Source organism: Acetobacterium bakii, from assembly GCF_001263355.1.
Classification (GTDB): domain Bacteria; phylum Bacillota; class Clostridia; order Eubacteriales; family Eubacteriaceae; genus Acetobacterium; species Acetobacterium bakii.
In genome coordinates, this window is sequence record NZ_LGYO01000067.1 from 1 (window position 1) to 19009 (window position 19009).

A 19009-nucleotide genomic window follows, 5' to 3' on the forward strand; every position below is an offset into this window, starting at 1 on the left:
TCCGTCAGTTGGATAATTGCCAACATCCTGTATATGAGCTCGATACTCCACGCCCATAGCACTCGCATCATTTGCAAAAACATTTGATGAACCAACCATAAGAAGCATCATGATGATTGTAAATAAGCTTACTGAAATTTTTTTCATTTTAATATTCTCCTCTTGTCTTCATTATTTTGATTTTCGAAATATTTTGATTTTTGAAATCGAGAAAAAAGCTTTTCTCTCATCCCTAACTGTTTCTTTAATCGACTCTAATATTCACCTCACTTATTATCCTCAACCCCACAAAGATCCGCTCTCCTTATTAACAAGTTCCCGCTATTAAGGAGTTACTTATTATGTCCAATAATCTTATCGCATAATCCGGTGCCATAACCGTCCTCGACATAATTAACCGCTTTCTCGACATATTCTTCATGTTTTGGGTCTCTTTGGTACGCTATAAGTGTAAATGTGCCCCGGGCATACTTTCGCGAAACGAGGCCACAGCGAATGGATAATACCGATTTCAAAGAGCACCGCCCATTAGGGAACAGGCGGTGCTCTTTTTTTGATAAATCAAGATCCCAATCAGAAAGTCAGCAATTAATACCCATTACCCCGTACGATTACTCTAAACTCCTCAGTAATCCTTTTGATAAAAAAAATCCGATCAATATTGCAAGAATATAAGGCGTTTGGGCAGATATAGGCCTTATAAGGAAAGGAAAAAAATTTAGAACTGTTACACTAAATAGCGTATATGGACTATATAGAATGAATGCGAAAATAAAAGCAATGATAAGGTAATTAAGTTTTATTTTAAATCCAAGTGGAGCTAAATTTCTACTTGATAAATCAAGCACTATTCCTAGCCCAACCCCAATCAAAGGAATAATTAAACGAAAGAATAAAAACAAATTTACATCACCTGATAAAGCTATGGCTGTTAACTCCTCAATTATTATACCGTAGAAAATGAATGCAATTACAATCGTAAAAGGATAGAGCTTTTTAAGTAAATTCAAAATATAATCCTTTCTGCTCTGCAAATTTTTCAGAAAATGCAGATTACCGCAAAGAAATTTCAGCATGGTTATACTGATGATTCAATTATTGCAAATTAGTTGCAATGAAGCAAGAAGAATTTTTAATAATTAGGAACCTGTCCCGGATTTCACAGATTATGAAAATACCCTGGTCACGGTTTCTCATTGCTGTAACAACAACAGACCCCATATCAATTACCACAAAATTAATCTCCCGATAACCCTGATCGGAGTGCATTGAAGTTATAAAAAACCGGAAGATGTCAGCGCATTGGGACAACGACTACTTGATTTGAAGGTCAAGCATAGATACCGGTAATTTCCGCTTATAAGATATTGAAAGCGAAACTGGGAGAGCAGTTGCAATATCTTATAAGTGGGCCCGATCGTTGAACTATAAAGGACCAGAGTAGGAAATCGCTAGTTTAATTTACCGTACTGCTGTGTTTGCTGAATTTTTTAAATGAGCATGCCCACCGGCACATCTGTTATTATCCCGGTGTTACCGTATGCCTGAGTAACATTCATAAAACCAAGCATGCCTTTGCTGATATGTTTATTTTTATGATAAACCAGGCTAAAGGTTCGATTCCAGCTATGTTCATTGTGTTTAATCACATAAATATCGCCATTTTGCGCTTCTTCTTCAACCAATCTGATAGAAATGGCGGCTAGACAATTGTTTTTCATGACAATTGTTTTAATGATTTCTGGGGAGGTCACTTCCCATCCGATGTTCAGGTTAAAACCATTTTTTTCAATGAAATCCATAAATAATTTTCGTGTGCCGCTGCCTTTCTCGCGCATAATGAAAACTTCTTTTTCCAATTCTTTTATTTTGATCTGCTGCTGTCCGGCAAAACGATGCCGTCGACCGCATACAATAACCAGATAATCGGCAATGACCGGTTTAATCACTAAATCGGGATGTTTAATCTGCCCCTCCACCAGTGCGATGTCCAATTCTGCCCGGAGAAGGCGTTCTTCGATCATTTTTGTATTATTTACATAGTTGAAGGTTTTAATTTCCGGGTTGCTTTTTTTAAAATCAGCCATTAATGATGACAGCAGGCAGGCACCAACTGTGATGGTGGAACCCACCCTTACTGATTCTGTTCGGCCGGCATTTAACATGCTTTCTTCCAATTCATCAAACTGGCGGATGACGATGCGGGCCTGTCTGCTTAAATATCTTCCGGAATCGGTAATGAACAATCGTTTGCCTAATCGTTCAAAAAGAAGGACACCGAAATGGCTTTCCAGTTCCTTGATAACCTGACTGACAGAAGGCTGGGTGACAAAAAATTGCTTGGCCGCACCTGACATTGATCCCGTTTCCGCAACGGCGATAAATATTTTCAAATGGCGTATATCCATTTTCCCTCCATTTTCAATCCATAGGTAATTATTATGGATAATATAAAATAATACCATTTATGTTATATAAAAACAAGTGTTATACTGTAACCATCATGTACATGAAATGAAAAGAAACACATAGAAATAGCAGCTATTTTCGGAGAAATAATCATGGCTACACTTACAATCAGTAAAGAAGATGAAAAAAAAGTAAAAGCAATGGGGTTTTTGAATAATAAGGGAACGGATAATTTTTCAGCGCGTGTGATTACAGAAAATGGCTTGATTACAGCTGAACAAGCAAAATGCATCATTGCAGCGGCAGAAAAATATGGTAATGGCAAGCTGGCACTGACGACCCGTCTGACAATCGAATGCCAGGGCATTCCTTTTGAAAAAATTGATGATTTTAGAAACCATTTAGGTCGGGGCGGACTGGAAACCGGTGGCACCGGGGCCAGGGTGCGACCGATTTTATCCTGCAAGGGAACAACCTGCCAGTATGGTTTAATTGACACGTTTGCTCTTGCCAAAGAAATTCATGATCGTTTCTATACCGGTTTTCGTGAATTAACCCTGCCTCATAAATTTAAAATCGCGGTTGGCGGCTGCCCCAATAATTGTGTTAAACCGGATTTAAATGATCTCGGAATTATTGGACAAAGGATCCCTGTTTTTAATCAGGAATCTTGCAGAGGTTGTAAAAACTGTGCGGTGGTAGAGGCCTGTCCCGTCGATGCCGCAGAAATTAAAAATGATCAGCTGAAAATCAATGAAAAGGCTTGCCTGAATTGCGGTCTATGCATAGGAAAATGCGCCTTTGATGCCATTACCGCAGGAATCAAAGGGTATAAAATTGTGATTGGCGGTCGATGGGGCAAACAGGGCAAACAGGGGAAGGCGCTGAAACAGATTTATGTAAATAAAGAAGAGGTTTTAAACCATATTGAAAAGATTATTTATTTTTACAAAGAATACGGATTGCCCGGAGAGCGATTTGCGACAACTATCGATCGGTTGGGCTTTGAAACCATTGAATTAATGTTGAACAGCAACGGTTCATAGCAGGGGCAATCAATTCCTTTGCCAGCTTTTCGACTTCTTTTTTCGTAAGACCTGTCAGTTTAGCAATGAGAGGCAGTTCAACCCCTTCATGAACAGCCTTTCTGGCAACTTCCAAAGCTTTGCTTTTAGCACCAACTTCCATGCCCTTTTTTAAGCCTTCCTTGAGACACAGAAAAGAAATGTTTGAAAAAAGTAACTAAATTGAAAAGGTTTGTTAACATATAAAGCGCCCGCTAATCAGGGCGCTTTTTTTGTCCTAAATTCTATGGACTTTAGGAGACGACGAAACGTTCTCTTGTCCGAGTGATATTTTATATCATTTAAGGTATTGATTTATAGTATAATACAATCTATAATAAACAAAGCGAATGAAACACAACAAAAACAAACATAAATGAACAAAAAAATAGATAATTACTAAAAAGAATGAAAAGATATGAAAAAATTTATGGAAACGAAACTAAAAAGAAGTTTATAAAAATTCTAAATAAGAAGGTGAAGGCTATAGAAATGAATGTGAAAAGCTTTGAGAATGTAGTGAATAATATTTTTGCACCGATTTATCCGGTTATTGCTGAAAATATTATCAAAGAAACCGGGATCACCAGTGGCGTGTGTATCGATGTGGGTACCGGGTTTGGAAATCTGGGTTTGGAACTAGCGAAACTTGCGCCGGATATTCAAGCCGTTTTGTTTGATTTATCAGATGAAATGCTAAACGAAGCACAAATTAATTGTACGCGAATGAGGCTTGCGGATCGTGTCAGAATTCAGCAGGGCAATGTGGAACAATTGCCTTTTGATGACAATATGGCCGATCTGATTATTAGCCGGGGTTCAATTTTTTTCTGGGAAGATCAAGTTAAAGGGATTAATGAAATTTATCGGGTTCTGAAGCCGGGTGGCTGCGCTTATATCGGCGGCGGATTTGGTAATCAGGAATTATTCTTACAAGTGTCTGAAAAAATGAAAGAACACGATCCCGAATGGCAAAATGACCGAAAAAACAGAACGGGTGAAAAGGGATATAACCATTTTGAAAATATGATGAAGCAAACAGACATCAGTCACTATGAAGTGAGTAGAAAGCAGGCTGGATTATGGATAATATTCAAAAAGTAAATCATTGTTATGTATGTGCCAATGAATGTATGATAAAAGATGGAAGCACCGGATTATGCAAAAAATACACAATAAATAACGGGGAGTTGATTGAAACAGCGCCTGATAAATATCTAGTTGTATGTGGCATTTCCATTGAAACAATGCCAATGCTGCATTTCCACCCCAAAGGGAAGTTTCTTCAAATAACGACAACAGGATGCAATTTCAATTGTCCTGGCTGCATATCCACGATTCTGGTACAGGAGATCGGTCAAAATAGTGCGGCACTGCACCATATGACGACTGAACAAATCATTGAGAAGGCCCAAAAAGAACAATGTATCGGCATCTCTTTTTTAATGAATGATCCAATCGCTTCATATTTTACGTTTCAGAATGTGGCGAAAAAAGCAAAAGCGGCTGATCTTCTGGTTGGCTGTTCGACAAATGGTTATCTTACAAGAAAATCAGCAAAGATTATGGCAGCGTATATTGATTATGTAAACATCGGCTTAAAGGGATTTTCAGACGAAGAATATATGATATGCGGCGCAAAATCCATTACCCCGGTACTTGAAAGTATCGAAATTTTTTATGATGCAGGAATTCACATTGAAGTATCGTGTACTTATAAAAAAAATGATGAAAAAAGCGTCGAAAATTTTGCGTCCTGGTTAAATAAATCCAACTATGATATACCGCTGCAAATCATGAGATATATCCCTCTGGAGGGGGCCGACCCGGCACTTGAACCGACAATAAGAGAAGCCGAACAGTTAGCGATATCATTAAAAAAGGACTTAAGGTATGTATATCTGTTTAACAGTCCCGGCACTGAATTTCTAAATACCTATTGCCATCACTGTGGATGTTTGTTAATAGAACGGGATTTTTACGGACCGATGGGGGCAAAGACCAGAAATATTCTGTTAGATTCTGATCAAAAATGTCCAGCGTGTCAACAAAGCATTCCCATCAAAGGATTAAAGCAAAGAGCTGAATATACGGAAGAAGCTTTTGAAGGAGGGTATCCATTCACAAGGGGATTGGACATGATCAAGGCAATTCTGATCGCTTCCGGTGTGGATAAGATTTCAGATGTGGTTAGTATTTGGGAGCGCATGCTGACCGGAAAAAATATGAATAATTGGCATCATGACTTGCAGTCAATTGAAAAATATATTTTATCCATTCGGAAATTTGCCGAGTATTCCGGTACTGAAAAAAAAGCACTGGAATTGAGCACGTATATGCAGAGCAAGTATGACGAAATACAAGAAAAGCTTAAGGAGGTAACATCCAAACCGCGTGTTTATTATGTCATGGGTAAACCGCTGTTTTGTCTTAAAGGCGAACGATTTGAAAATCAACTGGTCGAAGCAGCAGGAGGAATTAGTGTCAACAAAGAAGTTAAAGGCGATGGACGACCGGGAATGAACATAAGCATCCAGCAACTAAATGAATTGAATCCGGAAGTGATTTTTATATCGTCGTTTTTATCCAATTCAATCGATGATTTCTATAAGGAGTGCTTAACAAAAGGAATCAAAATAAAGGCGGTTCACTCAAAAAGAATATATACGCATACCTATCCCAATTGGGATTTCGGAAGTCCAAGATGGATTCTAGGTTTGATGAATATTGCAAATATTCTACATCCTGAGCTATTTCACTTTGACATGTTTGAAGAAGCAGAATATTTGTACCATGAGTTTTATAGCACAGAATTTGACGCTGAAAAAATCAATTTATCCTTTGCAACACCAACGAGCGACTGGCATTGGAGTGATTGCTAGAGGTGTTAATTTAATCGAAGGGACGGTTCTTTTATGCAGATGCCATTTGTGCGGATGCGAAAGAACCGTCCCTTTATGTTGTTGCAGCCAAGCAGCAGCCCGCAGGGGCAGCCAGCAGCCGCCCGCAACGTCAAAATGGCTAGTTTAATTTGCCGTACTGCTGTGTCTGCGGAATTAGCCGGACTTTAGGTGCGTCGGCATTTAAATCTTCATTAAAAAGACAGGCCCGGATGATCTGGTTGTTATCATAGGTTTTGATATAGTAAGTACCGGTGTTGCACACCATACAGGCGGTGTATTGGGTATAGTCAACACCCTCATCGGTGATGACGCTGCCCTTGGGAATATCAACCGATGCTAAAATATGAAAGGCCGCCTTAATGCCCTCATCCTCATTATCTAACTCGTTAATGGCCTCTTTCCCAAAAAGAGCCCGGATAAATCGTGACGGCGGTGTGTAATCGCCGGGTAAACCAATGGTTCTGGCACCATTGCCAAAGGGTGCAAAAGTGAGCCCGTTTAATTTCAGTGCTTCAATTTTAAAAGGATTAATGCCGATATAATTGCGGATATTGGTCATATGCCAATTAAAATCAGGACTGTTGGACATCACGCCCAGGGGATTATCATAAACGACCAGGCCGCTTTCCATCGGCTCAATGACAATGGCAGCGCCGCTCTTATCGGTGACTATCCAGTGGAGTGGGGTAACAACCCCAAAAAGTTTAGCCGGCGCATTGACAATATTTAATTGGGAAACGGCTTCTTTAACTTCATCGATAGTGGCAAAATTGGCTAACAGCCATCCCACGACCTCATAGGAGGCTAGGTTGGTTTTATCCGCAATAATACCTTCGCTGTAATGGGCATAGCCGGGGAAATACAAGGTGGCACAGGCCAGTCCGGCTTCATTTACCCCGTCGGTAAAAGCATAGGTATTATCCTGTTGCTGGCCGATCCCCATCAACGCGTAGGTTACTGAGTGACTGGATGCATCCATTTCAAAAACAAAGGGATATTTGCGGGGGACAAAAATAAGTTCCGGCTCCAGCACAAAAGCAAAATCCATGGTTCGGGCAAGCAGGTTTAAGTGATCCTTAGTCGTTAAGGTTAGACTTGTACACACAGTAAGTACCTTCTTTCTTTAGTTGCTTAATTATAGCTGATGTTGCGCTAAAAGTAAATAATCAGTTGTGTTTTAAGCAAATTACCGTAGGGCGATGCTCATGCATACATAAACACACCAACGTCACGGTGATCGGCATGCGGGAAGAAGTGTAGCACTATGATTTTAGGATAGAATAACAAAAAAAAGCACTGACCAGTGACTGTGATCTTCCCGTCACTGGTCAGTGGTTCTTGAAGGCCTTGATCTGAATTTCGAGAATAAGGGACGAAACGTCGTTGTAGGTTGCTATGCCCAATATTGACAGAATCATGGGTTGGTCAACACCGCAACGCCTGTGCATACTGGAAATCAGCGTGGCTAGATTATGTTCATTAGCCCTATCACACCGTGGCAAATCAGATAGACGGCAACCAGTGCAAAAAAAACATCGCCTAGTTTAGCTCCGTTTTTGACTATAAAAGCATTCATCGGGTCCAGGATCTTCTTTGATTCTTGAGGCATGGCATAGCTGATCACAACGGGAAACGCAATCATCGACATGGTGATCACGACGGTCACAAGAAAAATGGCAAAGTTATCCCAGAGCGCCAGTTTATTCACGGATATGATTTTAACCGCGGCGATAAAAGGAATGAGGGTAGAAAGATTGATGGACATGTAAAAAAAGCCAATAATCGGATAAGGTCTTTTTTTATTATTAGGAGCTTTGATTTTGGGCTTTTTCTTAAAAAAGAAGGACAGAGCCACAATGAGTAAAATCAAGATACCCAGACCAATATCAATAATACTGGAGGTAAGATTTGGGTGTCTGGTTGCATTCATAACCGGCTGGGCGGTGAAAAAAAGAAACAGCCCCACTAGCGTCAATAATAAGGTCCCACCCAGAACAAAGCCTAGCGCACCTTTTTTTGAATTCTCTTTGCCGCTTAAAATCATCATTACAAATAACAGGCCGGTGGGACTGAAGGCCGCCCCAATGGCCAGGGGAAGAATCTCAAAAAAAGTATGATCCATGAAAACTCCTTAAAATCAAATTTGATTTTTTAATCATTATATCTGCTTTTGCTCCAATAGTAAATATTTAAGATGAACGAGCCAGCCCCTTCACTTATGCGATCGTAATTATCTATCCAAACGAAAGGACCGGTGAGGAGGACCTGTGAGAACAAAAGACCGTCGGATGCACTCTGAATTGAGTGTTTTTTGCGGCAAGAATCCAGAGATAGTCAATGATAAACTCGATACCTCACTATATCGGAGGGAAAGTTCTTTTATAAGGATATAATTAATAATCATGCTGTATAATAATTGGTAATGACGTCAGTCAATTTGAAGGAGATTATTCATGCGTAAAGAGCTAATATTAGAAGTTGCATACCAGAAATTCGCAGAGAAAGGTTACAGCATCCCGTTATCAGAAATTGCCGAAGCAGCAGGCATAAAAAAACAGTCTATTTACAATTACTTTAAAAGCAAAGATGAGCTGTATTTTGCGGTGGTCAACATCTACGTTGAGACATATTTCAAGGAAAAACAGGCGGAGTTTAACGATTTGAATCATCTGAGTCCTGAAGAGCAATTAAAAACTATTTTCATGTCAATTATTGATTACTATAGTGATACAACGAGGTTGAGGTTTTGGAAATGGCTACTACTTAATGAGACCGAAAATTTATTCAAAAGAAGCCAGTCTTCTTTAAAACAACATGAACATCAATTAGAAAACAGACTAAGAGAGATTGTGGAGAACGCTCTTAGTGATAATCATAAGGCAGAAACATATTGTTTGCCGATTGTTCGTTCTTACATGGCAATGCTTCATGGTACTTTAGATGTAACAATGATCTACCACGGGGAGTTTGATATCAAAAACTATGCAGAAGATGTATGGATGATCTTTTGGGCTGGCATTGAGAGTATGATCATTAAAGATTATACCGTAGCTTGAAAATAGAAAAAACCAGATCACAAAAGAAGTGCATATTCGACATTCAATACGTAATTAAATCAAAAATTGAATAATCCTGTCGTTGCGGTTTTCGTGAATTTGAATAACAGACATGGGATCGGGGGTAAGGGCTTTAGAAAAAGCGCTTGCCCTTTTTTTTTATAAGAAAAAAAGCTTTCATTTGCAAGTGATTTTTGATTATTTCCAGTGAAAAGAGGAATTTGAATCAAAAAAGAGTTTATAGCGAAAATTTACGGTAGACAGGTAACGTTATCATGGAATATAATGTCGACTGTCTGCCGAACGTCAGGAAGCGATCCTGTAAGATTTTAAACATTTTGAAAAATTATATTGCCATTAGAAGCAATGGTGATTTTTGGTTAAGATATAACTGGAAAATTCCAGTAAATTTTAGTTAGTCTCAAAATTCCTATAATTCAGGGCAGTGTGATAATCCTTTGGGATTAGCCGTGGACAGCATAAGGATTTTGTGAAAATATACAATTGAAAGAGGGAGAAAATGAAAGAAACAACGTCGGCCCAGGGAATTCAAAGCAAAAACGTAAGAGCAGCGGGTAAAGGTCAATTTAATCAGCATTTGGCGACAAAATTAGTGGTCTTTATACTATTAATCTTGGCTGCTGCAGTGCTTGTTTTGGGGTTGTTAGCCATTAACTTTGGTAGCGCCTCGATAATGGAGCAATCAAACGCCGATGCTCAGGCTTATGTTACCGAAGGGGCTGCTCATATTGGTGCGATTACCACGGGTAATTTATCGGCTTTAGAGGGAGTTGCCCGAAGAGAAAGAACGGCTACCATGGATTGGAACACTCAGGTAAGCTCGATCATTGGTGATGTGGATCACTTGGGGTATGAGGACATCGCTGTGATGGATATGAACGGCAATGCCAGATATATTAAGGGGGGCGGCGAATTCCAATCAGAGGGTCAGTTCTGGTACAAAGCCGGTTTTGATGGAAAATTATCGATTTCTGATGTCGCCATCAGCAAAGTAACCAAAGCGCCCTGTATTTTTGAGGTGGCGCCGATTATCAGCAATGGTCAGGTCATCGGTCTTCTGGTGGGCCGAAGACCGCCAACTTTTCTGGAAGACAGCACCAGTGCCATGGGTGATGGGGTTCGAGAATATGGTTTTGTTGTCAATTCTCAAGGGGCGATTATGGCTCATCCCGATCAACAGAATCTACTGGATCAGTCCAATGTTTTTACCGATATTGATAATGATGGGAAATGGAAAAATTTTGGTATTGCCCTTAAAGAAATGGGTACAGGCCAAACAGGCATGCTGACTTATGGTTTGAACGGGGAAACGAAAATTGGGGCAACCGCACCGATTCCCGGGACTGATTGGACCCTTGTTGTCGCAAAATATGAAAATGATGTTTTGGCGGTGATGAATAATTTGCGCAACATTATTCTGATAATCGCCGTAGTGATTCTATTAATCGGCGGCACGGTAGTTTATCTGTTGACCCGAAAAATTACTAAACCGATTATTGCAATGAATCATATGATTAAAGAAATGACCATGGGACATTTGGGAAAGCGGTTAAAAATTGACAGTAAGGATGAAATTGGTGAAATGACCGCATCGATGAATCAGCTTGCCGATGATCTGCAGAATGTCGTTATCGGTTCCATGAATCAGATTGCGGCTGGGGACGTCTCTGCCAACATTGAGGTTCGAGATCCCGAGGATGAAATTGCTCCGGCGCTCAAGTTGACCATTGAAACCATTCGTGCTTTGATTGCCGAGTCAACCATGCTGGCCAATGCTGCGGTAAACCAGCAATGGCATACCCGTGGCAATCCTGATAAATTTGAGGGTGGGTATAAAGAAGTCGTGCTCGGTGTCAACGCAACTCTGGACACCGTAGTGGATAAAATGATCTGGTATGAAGCGCTATTGGATGCCGTACCGTTTGCAATGTCAGCAACTGATTTAGAGATGAACTGGACATTTATCAATAAACCCGTTGAAAAGTTGTTGGGAGTCAAACGTCAACAGGTGTTGGGCAAACAGTGCAGCAATTGGAATAACAATATCTGCAATACCGAGAATTGCGCCATTGCAGGATTAAGGAAAAATAAAATCCAAACCCTGTTTGAACAACAGGGTCAGAAATTCCAGGTGGATTCCGCCTACATCAATGATGGAAAAGGTCAAAAAGTTGGGCATGTTGAAATTATTCAGGACATTACCGGTCAGACAAAAGTGACTGAATACCAAAATGTTGAAGTTGAACGGCTGGCTGCGAATCTGATCCGACTGGCCGAAGGAAATCTGGACTTTGATCTGAACATTGCCTCAGCCGATGAATATACCACTGAGGTCAGCACTCAATTTAACGAAATCGGTAAGAGTATATTCTCAGTTAAAGTCTCCATCGGCGAGATGCTTGAAGATGCTGGTTTACTGACCCAGGCAGCGATTGAAGGTAATTTAACCACACAGGCGGATACCCATAAACTTAGGGGGGCATGGAAAGAGCTGGTCGGTGGCGTGAATGATATTCTGGTGGAAGTTTCCAAACCGATAAACGAAGTAATGGCAGTGATGGAGGCCATCTCAAATGGAAACCTGCAGGTACTGGTAATGGGGTCGTATCAAGGCGATTTTAATGTTTTAAAGGAAGCGGTCAACAACACTGCCAGTCGTTTGGATGCGGTAGTTGGTGAAATTTCCACCAAAATGCAGCAGCTGGCAGATAAGAATTTGGACATTGAAAACGCCAGGCAATATCGTGGCGATTTTATCAAAATTTCAAATGCGATCAACGTGATTATCGAGTCTCTCAATAATGTTATGGGTGACATCAACATTGCCGCTAGCCAGGTGGAAATAGGTGCTCAGCAGATATCCAATGGCGGGCAGGCGCTGTCACAGGGAACAACCGAACAGGCCAGTTCCATTCAGCAACTCACCGCTTCAATAGAAGAAGTGGCCGGGGAAACCAAGAAAAATGCCATGCGGGCCAATGAAGCCAATGAACGGGCCCAGGAGGTCCGCGGCAATGCCGAGGTCGGCAATACCCAAATGACCAAAATGGTAAGTGCCATGGTGGAAATTAACGATTCCTCCAAAAATATTTCGAAAATCATCAAGGTCATCGACGATATCGCCTTCCAGACCAATATTCTGGCTCTTAATGCGGCGGTGGAAGCCGCGCGCGCCGGCCAGCACGGCAAAGGCTTTGCGGTGGTTGCCGAAGAAGTGCGAAGCCTTGCCGCCAGAAGTGCCGAAGCCGCCAAGGAAACCACGGTGCTGATTGAAGGCTCCATTGACAAGGTCGAAACAGGCACGAAAATTGCCGATGAAACTGCCGTCAGCCTTAAAGAGATCCTGAGTGAAATTGAAAAGGTGACCGGTTTGGTCGGAGATATTGCCCAGGCCTCCAATGACCAGGCCTCGGAAATCGCCCAGATCACCCAGGGCATCGAACAGGTTTCGATGGTGGTGCAAACCAATTCCGCCACGGCGGAAGAAAGTGCCGCTGCCAGTGAAGAACTCTCAGGCCAGGCGGAAATGCTCAAACAAATGGTCGAGGCTTTCCAATTGAAGCGAGCTGGGAATACACCGAAAAGAACCAGTCAGCCAACGGCAAAAAAGCCGCCAATGAAAAACAATAATCAATCATTCCAGCAAAAAAAATTTTTGGATGATATGGAAATGGATAAATACTAAATCAGATAAAGGGTCCGAATGATATAACCGTCCCGGGGACAATTAAATGTTACAATAGTCCCCGGGACTTTTTTATATGGTTTCCCCTCATGTTAAAAACATCTTTAGCTTGACAAAACCGCATTAGATCAAGTATAAATCAAAACAGTTCCTGATGCTGGTGACAGCATTGCTGTCCGGTTGCGGGGCGATGATGATTACCCATGACATTGCGGCTACCATGAAAATTGCCGATCGGATTGCGGTATTTTGTGCCGGTACCACCGTTGAGGTGGCGCCCATTGAAAACTTCAGGAACAACGGCGGGGACCTGCGGAATCCCTATACAAGGGCATTGTGGATGGCCTTGCCGGAATGGCTGACAGATATTGAATCGTGAGCAGGTTTCTGGCGTTTTCTTTTTTGAAATTGTAATAGATACCCCCATTAAAAATCACTGAAAGGGTTAGACTGATCAGGCCGATGGTTAATAAAAACAATCTCAGAATTTAATTGTTTTTTTTATGCATTTATGATAAATTATAAAAAAAGTGAACAACGGGTGATTAAAATGATTGTGAAAAAACTCTGGGATTAACGGAATTTTCGGGATATTCGAAAATTGGAGGTGTGTTTTGGCAAAAACAGTATTGTTTTATTTTACCGGAACAGGTAATTCACTGGCGATTGCACGGAAAATTGCCGAAGGCTTAACCGATGTTGATGTTGTACCGATGCTTAAAGACGATGCTCATACATCGATAAGCAAAGAGACTGAAAAAATTGGACTGATATACCCTGTTTATATGAATGCCGTTCCGCGTGTTGTGGTAAAATTCATCGAAAAGTTAGCGTTTAGATCAGGAATTTATATCTTTGCAGTTGCAACCCATGGAGGAACTCCGGGAGCGGCAGGACTTTATCTGTATAAGATTTTAAAGCGACAGCAGATTCCTTTGGATGCCTATTTTGAAATTGAAATGATTAACAATACACCAAAAGGCGTTGCGCCTAAACCATTGATGACGATGGATTGGGAATTGAAGATTACCCCGGAAAAAATTGAAACGATGTTAATACGAGCAGATTCATCAACAAAGGATATTGTCTATAAGATAGCGATCAGTGACAAAACTACCTCTTTAAACATGACTTCAGGGCGGAAAAAGATTGTTTACTGGATGATGAAGCCGCTTTGGTACATCAGTGAGAAATCAAAACCAAAACTTAATTTTATCCTTGATGAATGCTGCATTGGCTGCGGCTTATGCGAAAGCATCTGTACAACCCGCCGCATCAAAATGAATGAAGGCAAACCGGAGTGGATCAATGAGAACTGCAATTTTTGTTATGCATGTTTCAACTATTGTTCGGTACAAGCCATTGGTGTCACTCATTATGCCAAGAAGCTGGGGCGTTACCATCATCCTGAAATAAATGCAAATGACATTGGTAGCCAAATATCCTGAACCAGGACGGTTATCAAGGAATAAAGGCAATTCCCAAACAGCACTTGATTTCTTTCCCGGCTATGCTATATTGATACAAATTGATACTAAATCGTATCAGGTCAGCATGTCCTTGGCCATGATTCTCTTTACCCGCCTCTACGAACCTAAATCAACGTAAAGTAAAAAAACATCCCAGCAATTCTACTTGCGGATGTTTTTTTGATTAATAATTAATACCTCTAACGTCTAGTATTACTCTAAACTCCTAAGAAATCCTTTTGATAAGAAATAACCAATCAATATTGAAAGAATATGAGGCGTTTGGACAGATAAAGATCGAATAGGGAACGGAAAAAGATTAAGAACTTGAGTACTAAATAACGTATAGGGACTATATAGAATGAATGCGAAAATTAATGCGATAATAAGGTAATTGAATTTTATTTTAAGTCGTAGCGAAGCTGTGTTTCTACTTGATAAATCAAGCACAATTCCTAGCCCTACCCCCATCAAAGGGAAAATTAAATAACCGAATAAACGATTATCCAGATTACCTGTTGCAGCTATGCCTTTTAAATTATCAATTGTAATGCTGTAGAGAATATATGCAATTACAATCGTATAAGGATAGAGTTTTTTAAGTATATTCAAGATAATCCTTTCTGCTCTGCAAAATTTTTTAGAAAATGTGGATTGCCCCGAAGAAATACTCCCGGCGATTGTTATATCGCTATAAGCAAACCAAAACACTCAATAAATCGGAAAATAGTCAAATCACTACAAAAGAAAGGTAAAAAAAGGTAAATCATTATTAATTGCAATTAATGATTAAAAGATGACTAAAAGTGTTATTTTGTCATTATATATCATTTAAAATAAATTTCAAGAGTTAATTAATATTTGAGTGCTGTTTGAATCAATTTTAATCTTATAGCAAACGCAGCCCGGACCTACAACGACGTCAAAGTTTGCTGGAAAATACTATCCTGATGCCTGGGACGTTAAGGGTTTAGGCATGCGTTTGTTGTCGCCGTTACGTTTCGGGCGGCTGATACCCGTCCCTATGTGAGAGTCGGGGGTGGGGAGTGTGCAGATTGTTGGAAATTCAAGGGGCGATGATTAATCACCTGGGACGTTGCTATCGACCTTTTGTCAAGAAAAATAAAGCGCTTAGTACGATACAATGGCATCTGGATGAAATAATCAAACTTTTGAATAAAAGCAGAACTAAATGAAAGACTATTTAAAAACATCCGCCTTCTAATTTAGCTTGACAAACCCGTCAAGCGTATGGGTTTGATGCCCTATACACGCCATAATCGGCGGATGTAAAAAAGACACCGCTATCCTGGGACAGCGGTGTCTTTTTTACTTATCGGCTAATTTCAGCCAGGGCATTGACAAACAGTTTTCGCTAGGCAAGTACCGTCCATTTTTCAGTTGCGATAAAGCTATCCACCAGTTCGTTGGCATTATTAATGATGGCTGGGTCAAAGGCCAGATAATTTAATAAAGCAATGGCATTTTTGGTCTGGGCCGGGCCGGTATGGAGCTGATAGTCAAAGAGAATGGTCTCGTCGGTAATTGTTTCCTGAAAGTGGTAATTATCATAACTGTTCCCTAAAATATTAGTCAGCTCGATATCATGGGTAGCAATCAGGCACAGGCAATTTTCGCCGTCTAGATAATCCAGAATCGCTGAGGACGCCGCAATCCGTTCGATGGTGTTGGTCCCTTTTAATATTTCATCGATAAAACAGAGACAGGGATAGCGGTGCACCTGATCGATAGTCCGTTTCAGGGATTTAATTTCCGCCATAAAATAACTGTCACCGGCTAAAATATCATCACGGACGGCCATTGAGGTAACGGGTAAACAGTGGGCAAGGGAAAAACTGCTGGCGGTGCAGGTATAAATGGTTTGGGCAAAGATGCTGTTAATGGCCAGAGCTTTAACAAAGGTTGATTTACCCGACGCATTGGACCCGGTAATCAGGCTGTTTTGGTTGAGGCTGATATCATTGGGCACCGGCGATTGCAGTAGGGGATGATATAAACCGGTGGCCACGACGTTAAACGCTTCGGTGAAGGTTGGTGTCACGGTGCCGGTCAGACTTTCTCGAAAGGAGGCCACCGCGATGGCCATGTCCAGCTCGCCAATGCCTTGATAAATGCGGTGAAACGCTTCTTTATTTTTCGACACCAGGGCAATGGCTTTGTTGTAGGTGCGAAAATCGTAGAGGGTGATGATTTTCAGATAATCCAGAAAGAGGTCTAGATCGGAACTGCCCCCCATCATGACCCCTGAGAGTTTGCCGGCAATGGCTTTAAAGGGCACATTGTCCTGGCCCAGCTGATCCGTTAAAAGCTTCAGGCTGCCTGTTGCCTGATAGCCCGACAAGCGGCTGCAGCAGCGGAGAATGGCCGACAGATATTGAATCGTCATCAGGTTTCGGGCGATTTCCTTTTTGAAATAGTAATAGATACCCCCATTAACAAGCATTGAGAGGACCAGGCTGATCAGGCCGACAGTGGGATTAATGAGGCAGATGCCGAGGCACAGAAGCGGCATAATCGACAGGACCGTATAGACCAGCGGGTTCTTTAAGGCCTTCATCCGGATTTCGAAAATAAGGGCCGAAACGTCGTTATAGCTTACCTTGCCCAGTTTTGCAAGAATCATCTGAATTTCCAGGCGTTCCCTGGGATTTTCGGTAAAAAAAGTAATCAGCTGATCTCTTTGCTGTAGCGGTTCGACCTCCCATTGCGGCTCATGAAGGGTGGCATACAGCACTTCATCGCCAACCGAGGTTAGGCAGGTGTCCAGCTGTTTAAAGACATCGTCCATATCCAGATCACTCCAGGTTAGGTCATCAATAAATACATCAAGCGCTTCATACTTAAGTTTGCGATCCCAATAATCGGTCACGCTGCCCCAGATATCCGTATCGAAACTGGTTGGTGCGTTACCAAACCCATCGATTAACCGCTGCCGGGACTTTCGTCGGGCTTTGCGGCTGGAGAATAAATCAAAAATAAAGATAGCTATGACGCCGATAACCACAAAAAATAATATTTCCATAAATGACTCCTCAAATTCTGACATTGCAATAGAGATTTTCGAATAACTGCCAGAAAAACATGCATTAATATACCACTTTTAATGCTCAATGTCAACTTAAAGGAGCAAATGAATGGTCTGTTAATGCCCTTCCGCGCTACTGCTTATTAAATAAACTGCTTGCATCATTTTGTAATGAATCCCGAGATGGTTAATAAAAAAACAATCCCAGAATTTAATTGTTTTTAGCATACATTTATGATAAATTATAAAAAAGTGAACAACGGGTGATTAAAATGATTGTGAAAAAACTCTGGGATTGATTATAAGACTTGCGGGAAATAAAAACATCAGATACTCCCATCGAAAGGAAACAACCCAATGAAATGCAATAAATGCAAAGTAAACGAAGCCACCATTCATATCATAAATCGCGGAGATTTTTGTCTGGCCTGTCATCATGAGATCATGGATGAGCTGCCGGGCATGGATAATACCGGGAAATTTTCGGAAATCGTCACCGTGAAAGACATGGATGGCCAAAACCATCAATTTGAAATTATAAATATGGTTTCGGCGGATATTTCCGTTTGGCAGGCAATGGAAATTTGCGGTGGATATGAATTTATGATCATTGCAAAACCTGCAGTCAGCCAGTTAGCCGCCTATAAAATGCTGATTGCAAAGATTGAAAGGGGATTATCATACCGCACTCTTTCATGTATGAGCGAGTCTGATTGGATCAGTAATGCCATTTGCATCGATGAGGTTTTATATGACCTGAACAGCATCGGAACCTGTCAGATTTTAGCGGATGAGTTTGATAATGCCAGTTTGATGATTGATGGAAAGGCCGTCGGTTTTGTCGATTTTGGACGGGCTCTCACGGCTTTCGAGGGCTTTAATCTGGATTTTCAGATCCGCGATATTTCTGACGATGTGCTTGGCAAAGAGACGGTTCTGCGCCAGGTCAGCATCGATCCGGAAGTGATCTTCGAGCATGTTGAAAAAACCCTGGGATGGTTTCTGGAGGATGATTTTCTGAGTTATAAACTGGTCGGCAGGTGTGAAGACGCCTTATTTGAACGCATCGACGAACTGAAGCTGCTGCATAAGTATGGCAGCGAGGGCATGGCGAAAATAGTGGGGGAACGCATTAAGGAACGACTGTTAGCCATCGAGCACGATGACGATCACTTTCCGGAGTATCTGGTCAGGCAAATCGATCGGATGATTGAAAGCTGAGATACCATAAATGGGCATTGTTAATGTGGTGAGTTTAAATGTAATAGGATTTAGGAACAGTTATATTCGAAAAATGAGATTCATATCCACATTACGGTAAACGATGTGATGTGCTGTTTTAAAATCGAGGAAACC

16 protein-coding genes are annotated in these 19009 nt (G+C 41.1%); 8 read left to right on the plus strand and 8 right to left on the minus strand.

Annotation, left to right across the window (positions count from 1 at the left end):
* Window positions 1-332: 332 nt before the first annotated feature.
* From AKG39_RS19855 to AKG39_RS18055, 3 genes are all read right to left on the minus strand, one after another.
* Window positions 333-515 carry a hypothetical protein gene (locus AKG39_RS19855; RefSeq protein ID WP_126981283.1) on the minus strand — a complete coding sequence of 61 codons (183 nt, stop codon included), beginning with the start codon at window positions 513-515 and terminating at the stop codon, window positions 333-335.
* A gap of 96 nt (window positions 516-611) precedes the next feature.
* Complete coding sequence (locus AKG39_RS18050; RefSeq protein WP_050741803.1) at window positions 612-1076, minus strand: hypothetical protein; 465 nt, start codon at window positions 1074-1076, stop codon at window positions 612-614.
* Window positions 1077-1490: 414 nt separating this feature from the next.
* Entirely contained in the window at window positions 1491-2408 is a 918-nt protein-coding gene (locus AKG39_RS18055; RefSeq protein ID WP_050741804.1) for a LysR family transcriptional regulator, read from the minus strand.
* Between the two features lie 153 nt (window positions 2409-2561).
* Between AKG39_RS18055 and AKG39_RS18060 the strand changes: the two genes are divergently transcribed.
* On the plus strand, window positions 2562-3455 hold the full coding sequence (locus tag AKG39_RS18060) for a (4Fe-4S)-binding protein (protein WP_050741805.1): 894 nt from the start codon (window positions 2562-2564) through the stop codon (window positions 3453-3455).
* Here the strand turns inward: AKG39_RS18060 and AKG39_RS19860 are convergent.
* Entirely contained in the window at window positions 3397-3597 is a 201-nt protein-coding gene (locus tag AKG39_RS19860) for a hypothetical protein (protein WP_148568663.1), read from the minus strand. The genes AKG39_RS18060 and AKG39_RS19860 overlap by 59 nt on opposite strands.
* A gap of 368 nt (window positions 3598-3965) precedes the next feature.
* Here AKG39_RS19860 and AKG39_RS18065 point away from each other — a divergent pair, with 368 nt between their 5' ends.
* The gene (locus AKG39_RS18065; RefSeq protein ID WP_160316222.1) at window positions 3966-4577 is read left to right on the plus strand and encodes a class I SAM-dependent methyltransferase; all 612 of its coding nucleotides are present in this window, start codon (window positions 3966-3968) and stop codon (window positions 4575-4577) included.
* Complete coding sequence (locus AKG39_RS18070) at window positions 4556-6355, plus strand: radical SAM protein (protein WP_050741807.1); 1800 nt, start codon at window positions 4556-4558, stop codon at window positions 6353-6355. Before AKG39_RS18065 ends, AKG39_RS18070 begins: the two co-directional genes overlap by 22 nt.
* A 139-nt stretch (window positions 6356-6494) precedes the next feature.
* Here the strand turns inward: AKG39_RS18070 and AKG39_RS18075 are convergent, their stop codons facing one another.
* Entirely contained in the window at window positions 6495-7481 is a 987-nt protein-coding gene (locus AKG39_RS18075) for a choloylglycine hydrolase family protein (RefSeq protein ID WP_050741808.1), read from the minus strand.
* A 360-nt stretch (window positions 7482-7841) separates the two neighbouring features.
* A complete protein-coding gene (locus AKG39_RS18080) occupies window positions 7842-8498 on the minus strand; it encodes a GAP family protein (protein ID WP_050741809.1) in 657 nt (218 codons plus the stop codon).
* A 331-nt stretch (window positions 8499-8829) separates the two neighbouring features.
* Between AKG39_RS18080 and AKG39_RS18085 the strand changes: the two genes are divergently transcribed.
* The 4 genes from AKG39_RS18085 (at window position 8830) to AKG39_RS18100 (ending at window position 14586) form a co-directional block, all read left to right on the plus strand.
* Window positions 8830-9432, plus strand: coding sequence for a TetR/AcrR family transcriptional regulator (locus AKG39_RS18085; RefSeq protein WP_050741810.1), 603 nt, complete (start codon window positions 8830-8832; stop codon window positions 9430-9432).
* A gap of 520 nt (window positions 9433-9952) precedes the next feature.
* Window positions 9953-13138, plus strand: coding sequence for a methyl-accepting chemotaxis protein (locus AKG39_RS18090; RefSeq protein ID WP_050741811.1), 3186 nt, complete (start codon window positions 9953-9955; stop codon window positions 13136-13138).
* 154 nt (window positions 13139-13292) lie between these two features.
* Window positions 13293-13517, plus strand: coding sequence for a hypothetical protein (locus AKG39_RS18095; protein WP_050741812.1), 225 nt, complete (start codon window positions 13293-13295; stop codon window positions 13515-13517).
* Between the two features lie 235 nt (window positions 13518-13752).
* Complete coding sequence (locus tag AKG39_RS18100; RefSeq protein WP_050741813.1) at window positions 13753-14586, plus strand: EFR1 family ferrodoxin; 834 nt, start codon at window positions 13753-13755, stop codon at window positions 14584-14586.
* 234 nt (window positions 14587-14820) lie between these two features.
* Here the strand turns inward: AKG39_RS18100 and AKG39_RS18105 are convergent, their stop codons facing one another.
* A complete protein-coding gene (locus tag AKG39_RS18105) occupies window positions 14821-15219 on the minus strand; it encodes a hypothetical protein (protein WP_050741814.1) in 399 nt (132 codons plus the stop codon).
* Between the two features lie 763 nt (window positions 15220-15982).
* Window positions 15983-17650 carry a MutS-related protein gene (locus tag AKG39_RS18110; protein ID WP_050741815.1) on the minus strand — a complete coding sequence of 556 codons (1668 nt, stop codon included), beginning with the start codon at window positions 17648-17650 and terminating at the stop codon, window positions 15983-15985.
* 360 nt (window positions 17651-18010) lie between these two features.
* On the opposite strand from AKG39_RS18110, the gene AKG39_RS18115 reads away from it, so the two are divergent.
* Window positions 18011-18874, plus strand: a complete 864-nt coding sequence (locus AKG39_RS18115) for a DUF7686 domain-containing protein (RefSeq protein WP_050741816.1) — start codon at window positions 18011-18013, stop codon at window positions 18872-18874.
* The last annotated feature ends 135 nt before the right edge of the window (window positions 18875-19009 follow it).

Excerpts from the sequence above, each read along its gene's own strand:
- AKG39_RS18050 (WP_050741803.1), bottom strand. The coding sequence starts at position 1,076 with ATGCTGAAATTTCTTTGCGGTAATCTGCATTTTCTGAAAAATTTGCAG.
- AKG39_RS18055 (WP_050741804.1), bottom strand. The coding sequence starts at position 2,408 with ATGGATATACGCCATTTGAAAATATTTATCGCCGTTGCGGAAACGGGA.
- AKG39_RS18060 (WP_050741805.1), top strand. The coding sequence starts at position 2,562 with ATGGCTACACTTACAATCAGTAAAGAAGATGAAAAAAAAGTAAAAGCA.
- AKG39_RS19860 (WP_148568663.1), bottom strand. The coding sequence starts at position 3,597 with ATGGAAGTTGGTGCTAAAAGCAAAGCTTTGGAAGTTGCCAGAAAGGCT.
- AKG39_RS18065 (WP_160316222.1), top strand. The coding sequence starts at position 3,966 with ATGAATGTGAAAAGCTTTGAGAATGTAGTGAATAATATTTTTGCACCG.
- AKG39_RS18070 (WP_050741807.1), top strand. The coding sequence starts at position 4,556 with ATGGATAATATTCAAAAAGTAAATCATTGTTATGTATGTGCCAATGAA.
- AKG39_RS18080 (WP_050741809.1), bottom strand. The coding sequence starts at position 8,498 with ATGGATCATACTTTTTTTGAGATTCTTCCCCTGGCCATTGGGGCGGCC.
- AKG39_RS18085 (WP_050741810.1), top strand. The coding sequence starts at position 8,830 with ATGCGTAAAGAGCTAATATTAGAAGTTGCATACCAGAAATTCGCAGAG.
- AKG39_RS18090 (WP_050741811.1), top strand. The coding sequence starts at position 9,953 with ATGAAAGAAACAACGTCGGCCCAGGGAATTCAAAGCAAAAACGTAAGA.
- AKG39_RS18095 (WP_050741812.1), top strand. The coding sequence starts at position 13,293 with ATGCTGGTGACAGCATTGCTGTCCGGTTGCGGGGCGATGATGATTACC.
- AKG39_RS18110 (WP_050741815.1), bottom strand. The coding sequence starts at position 17,650 with ATGGAAATATTATTTTTTGTGGTTATCGGCGTCATAGCTATCTTTATT.
- AKG39_RS18115 (WP_050741816.1), top strand. The coding sequence starts at position 18,011 with ATGAAATGCAATAAATGCAAAGTAAACGAAGCCACCATTCATATCATA.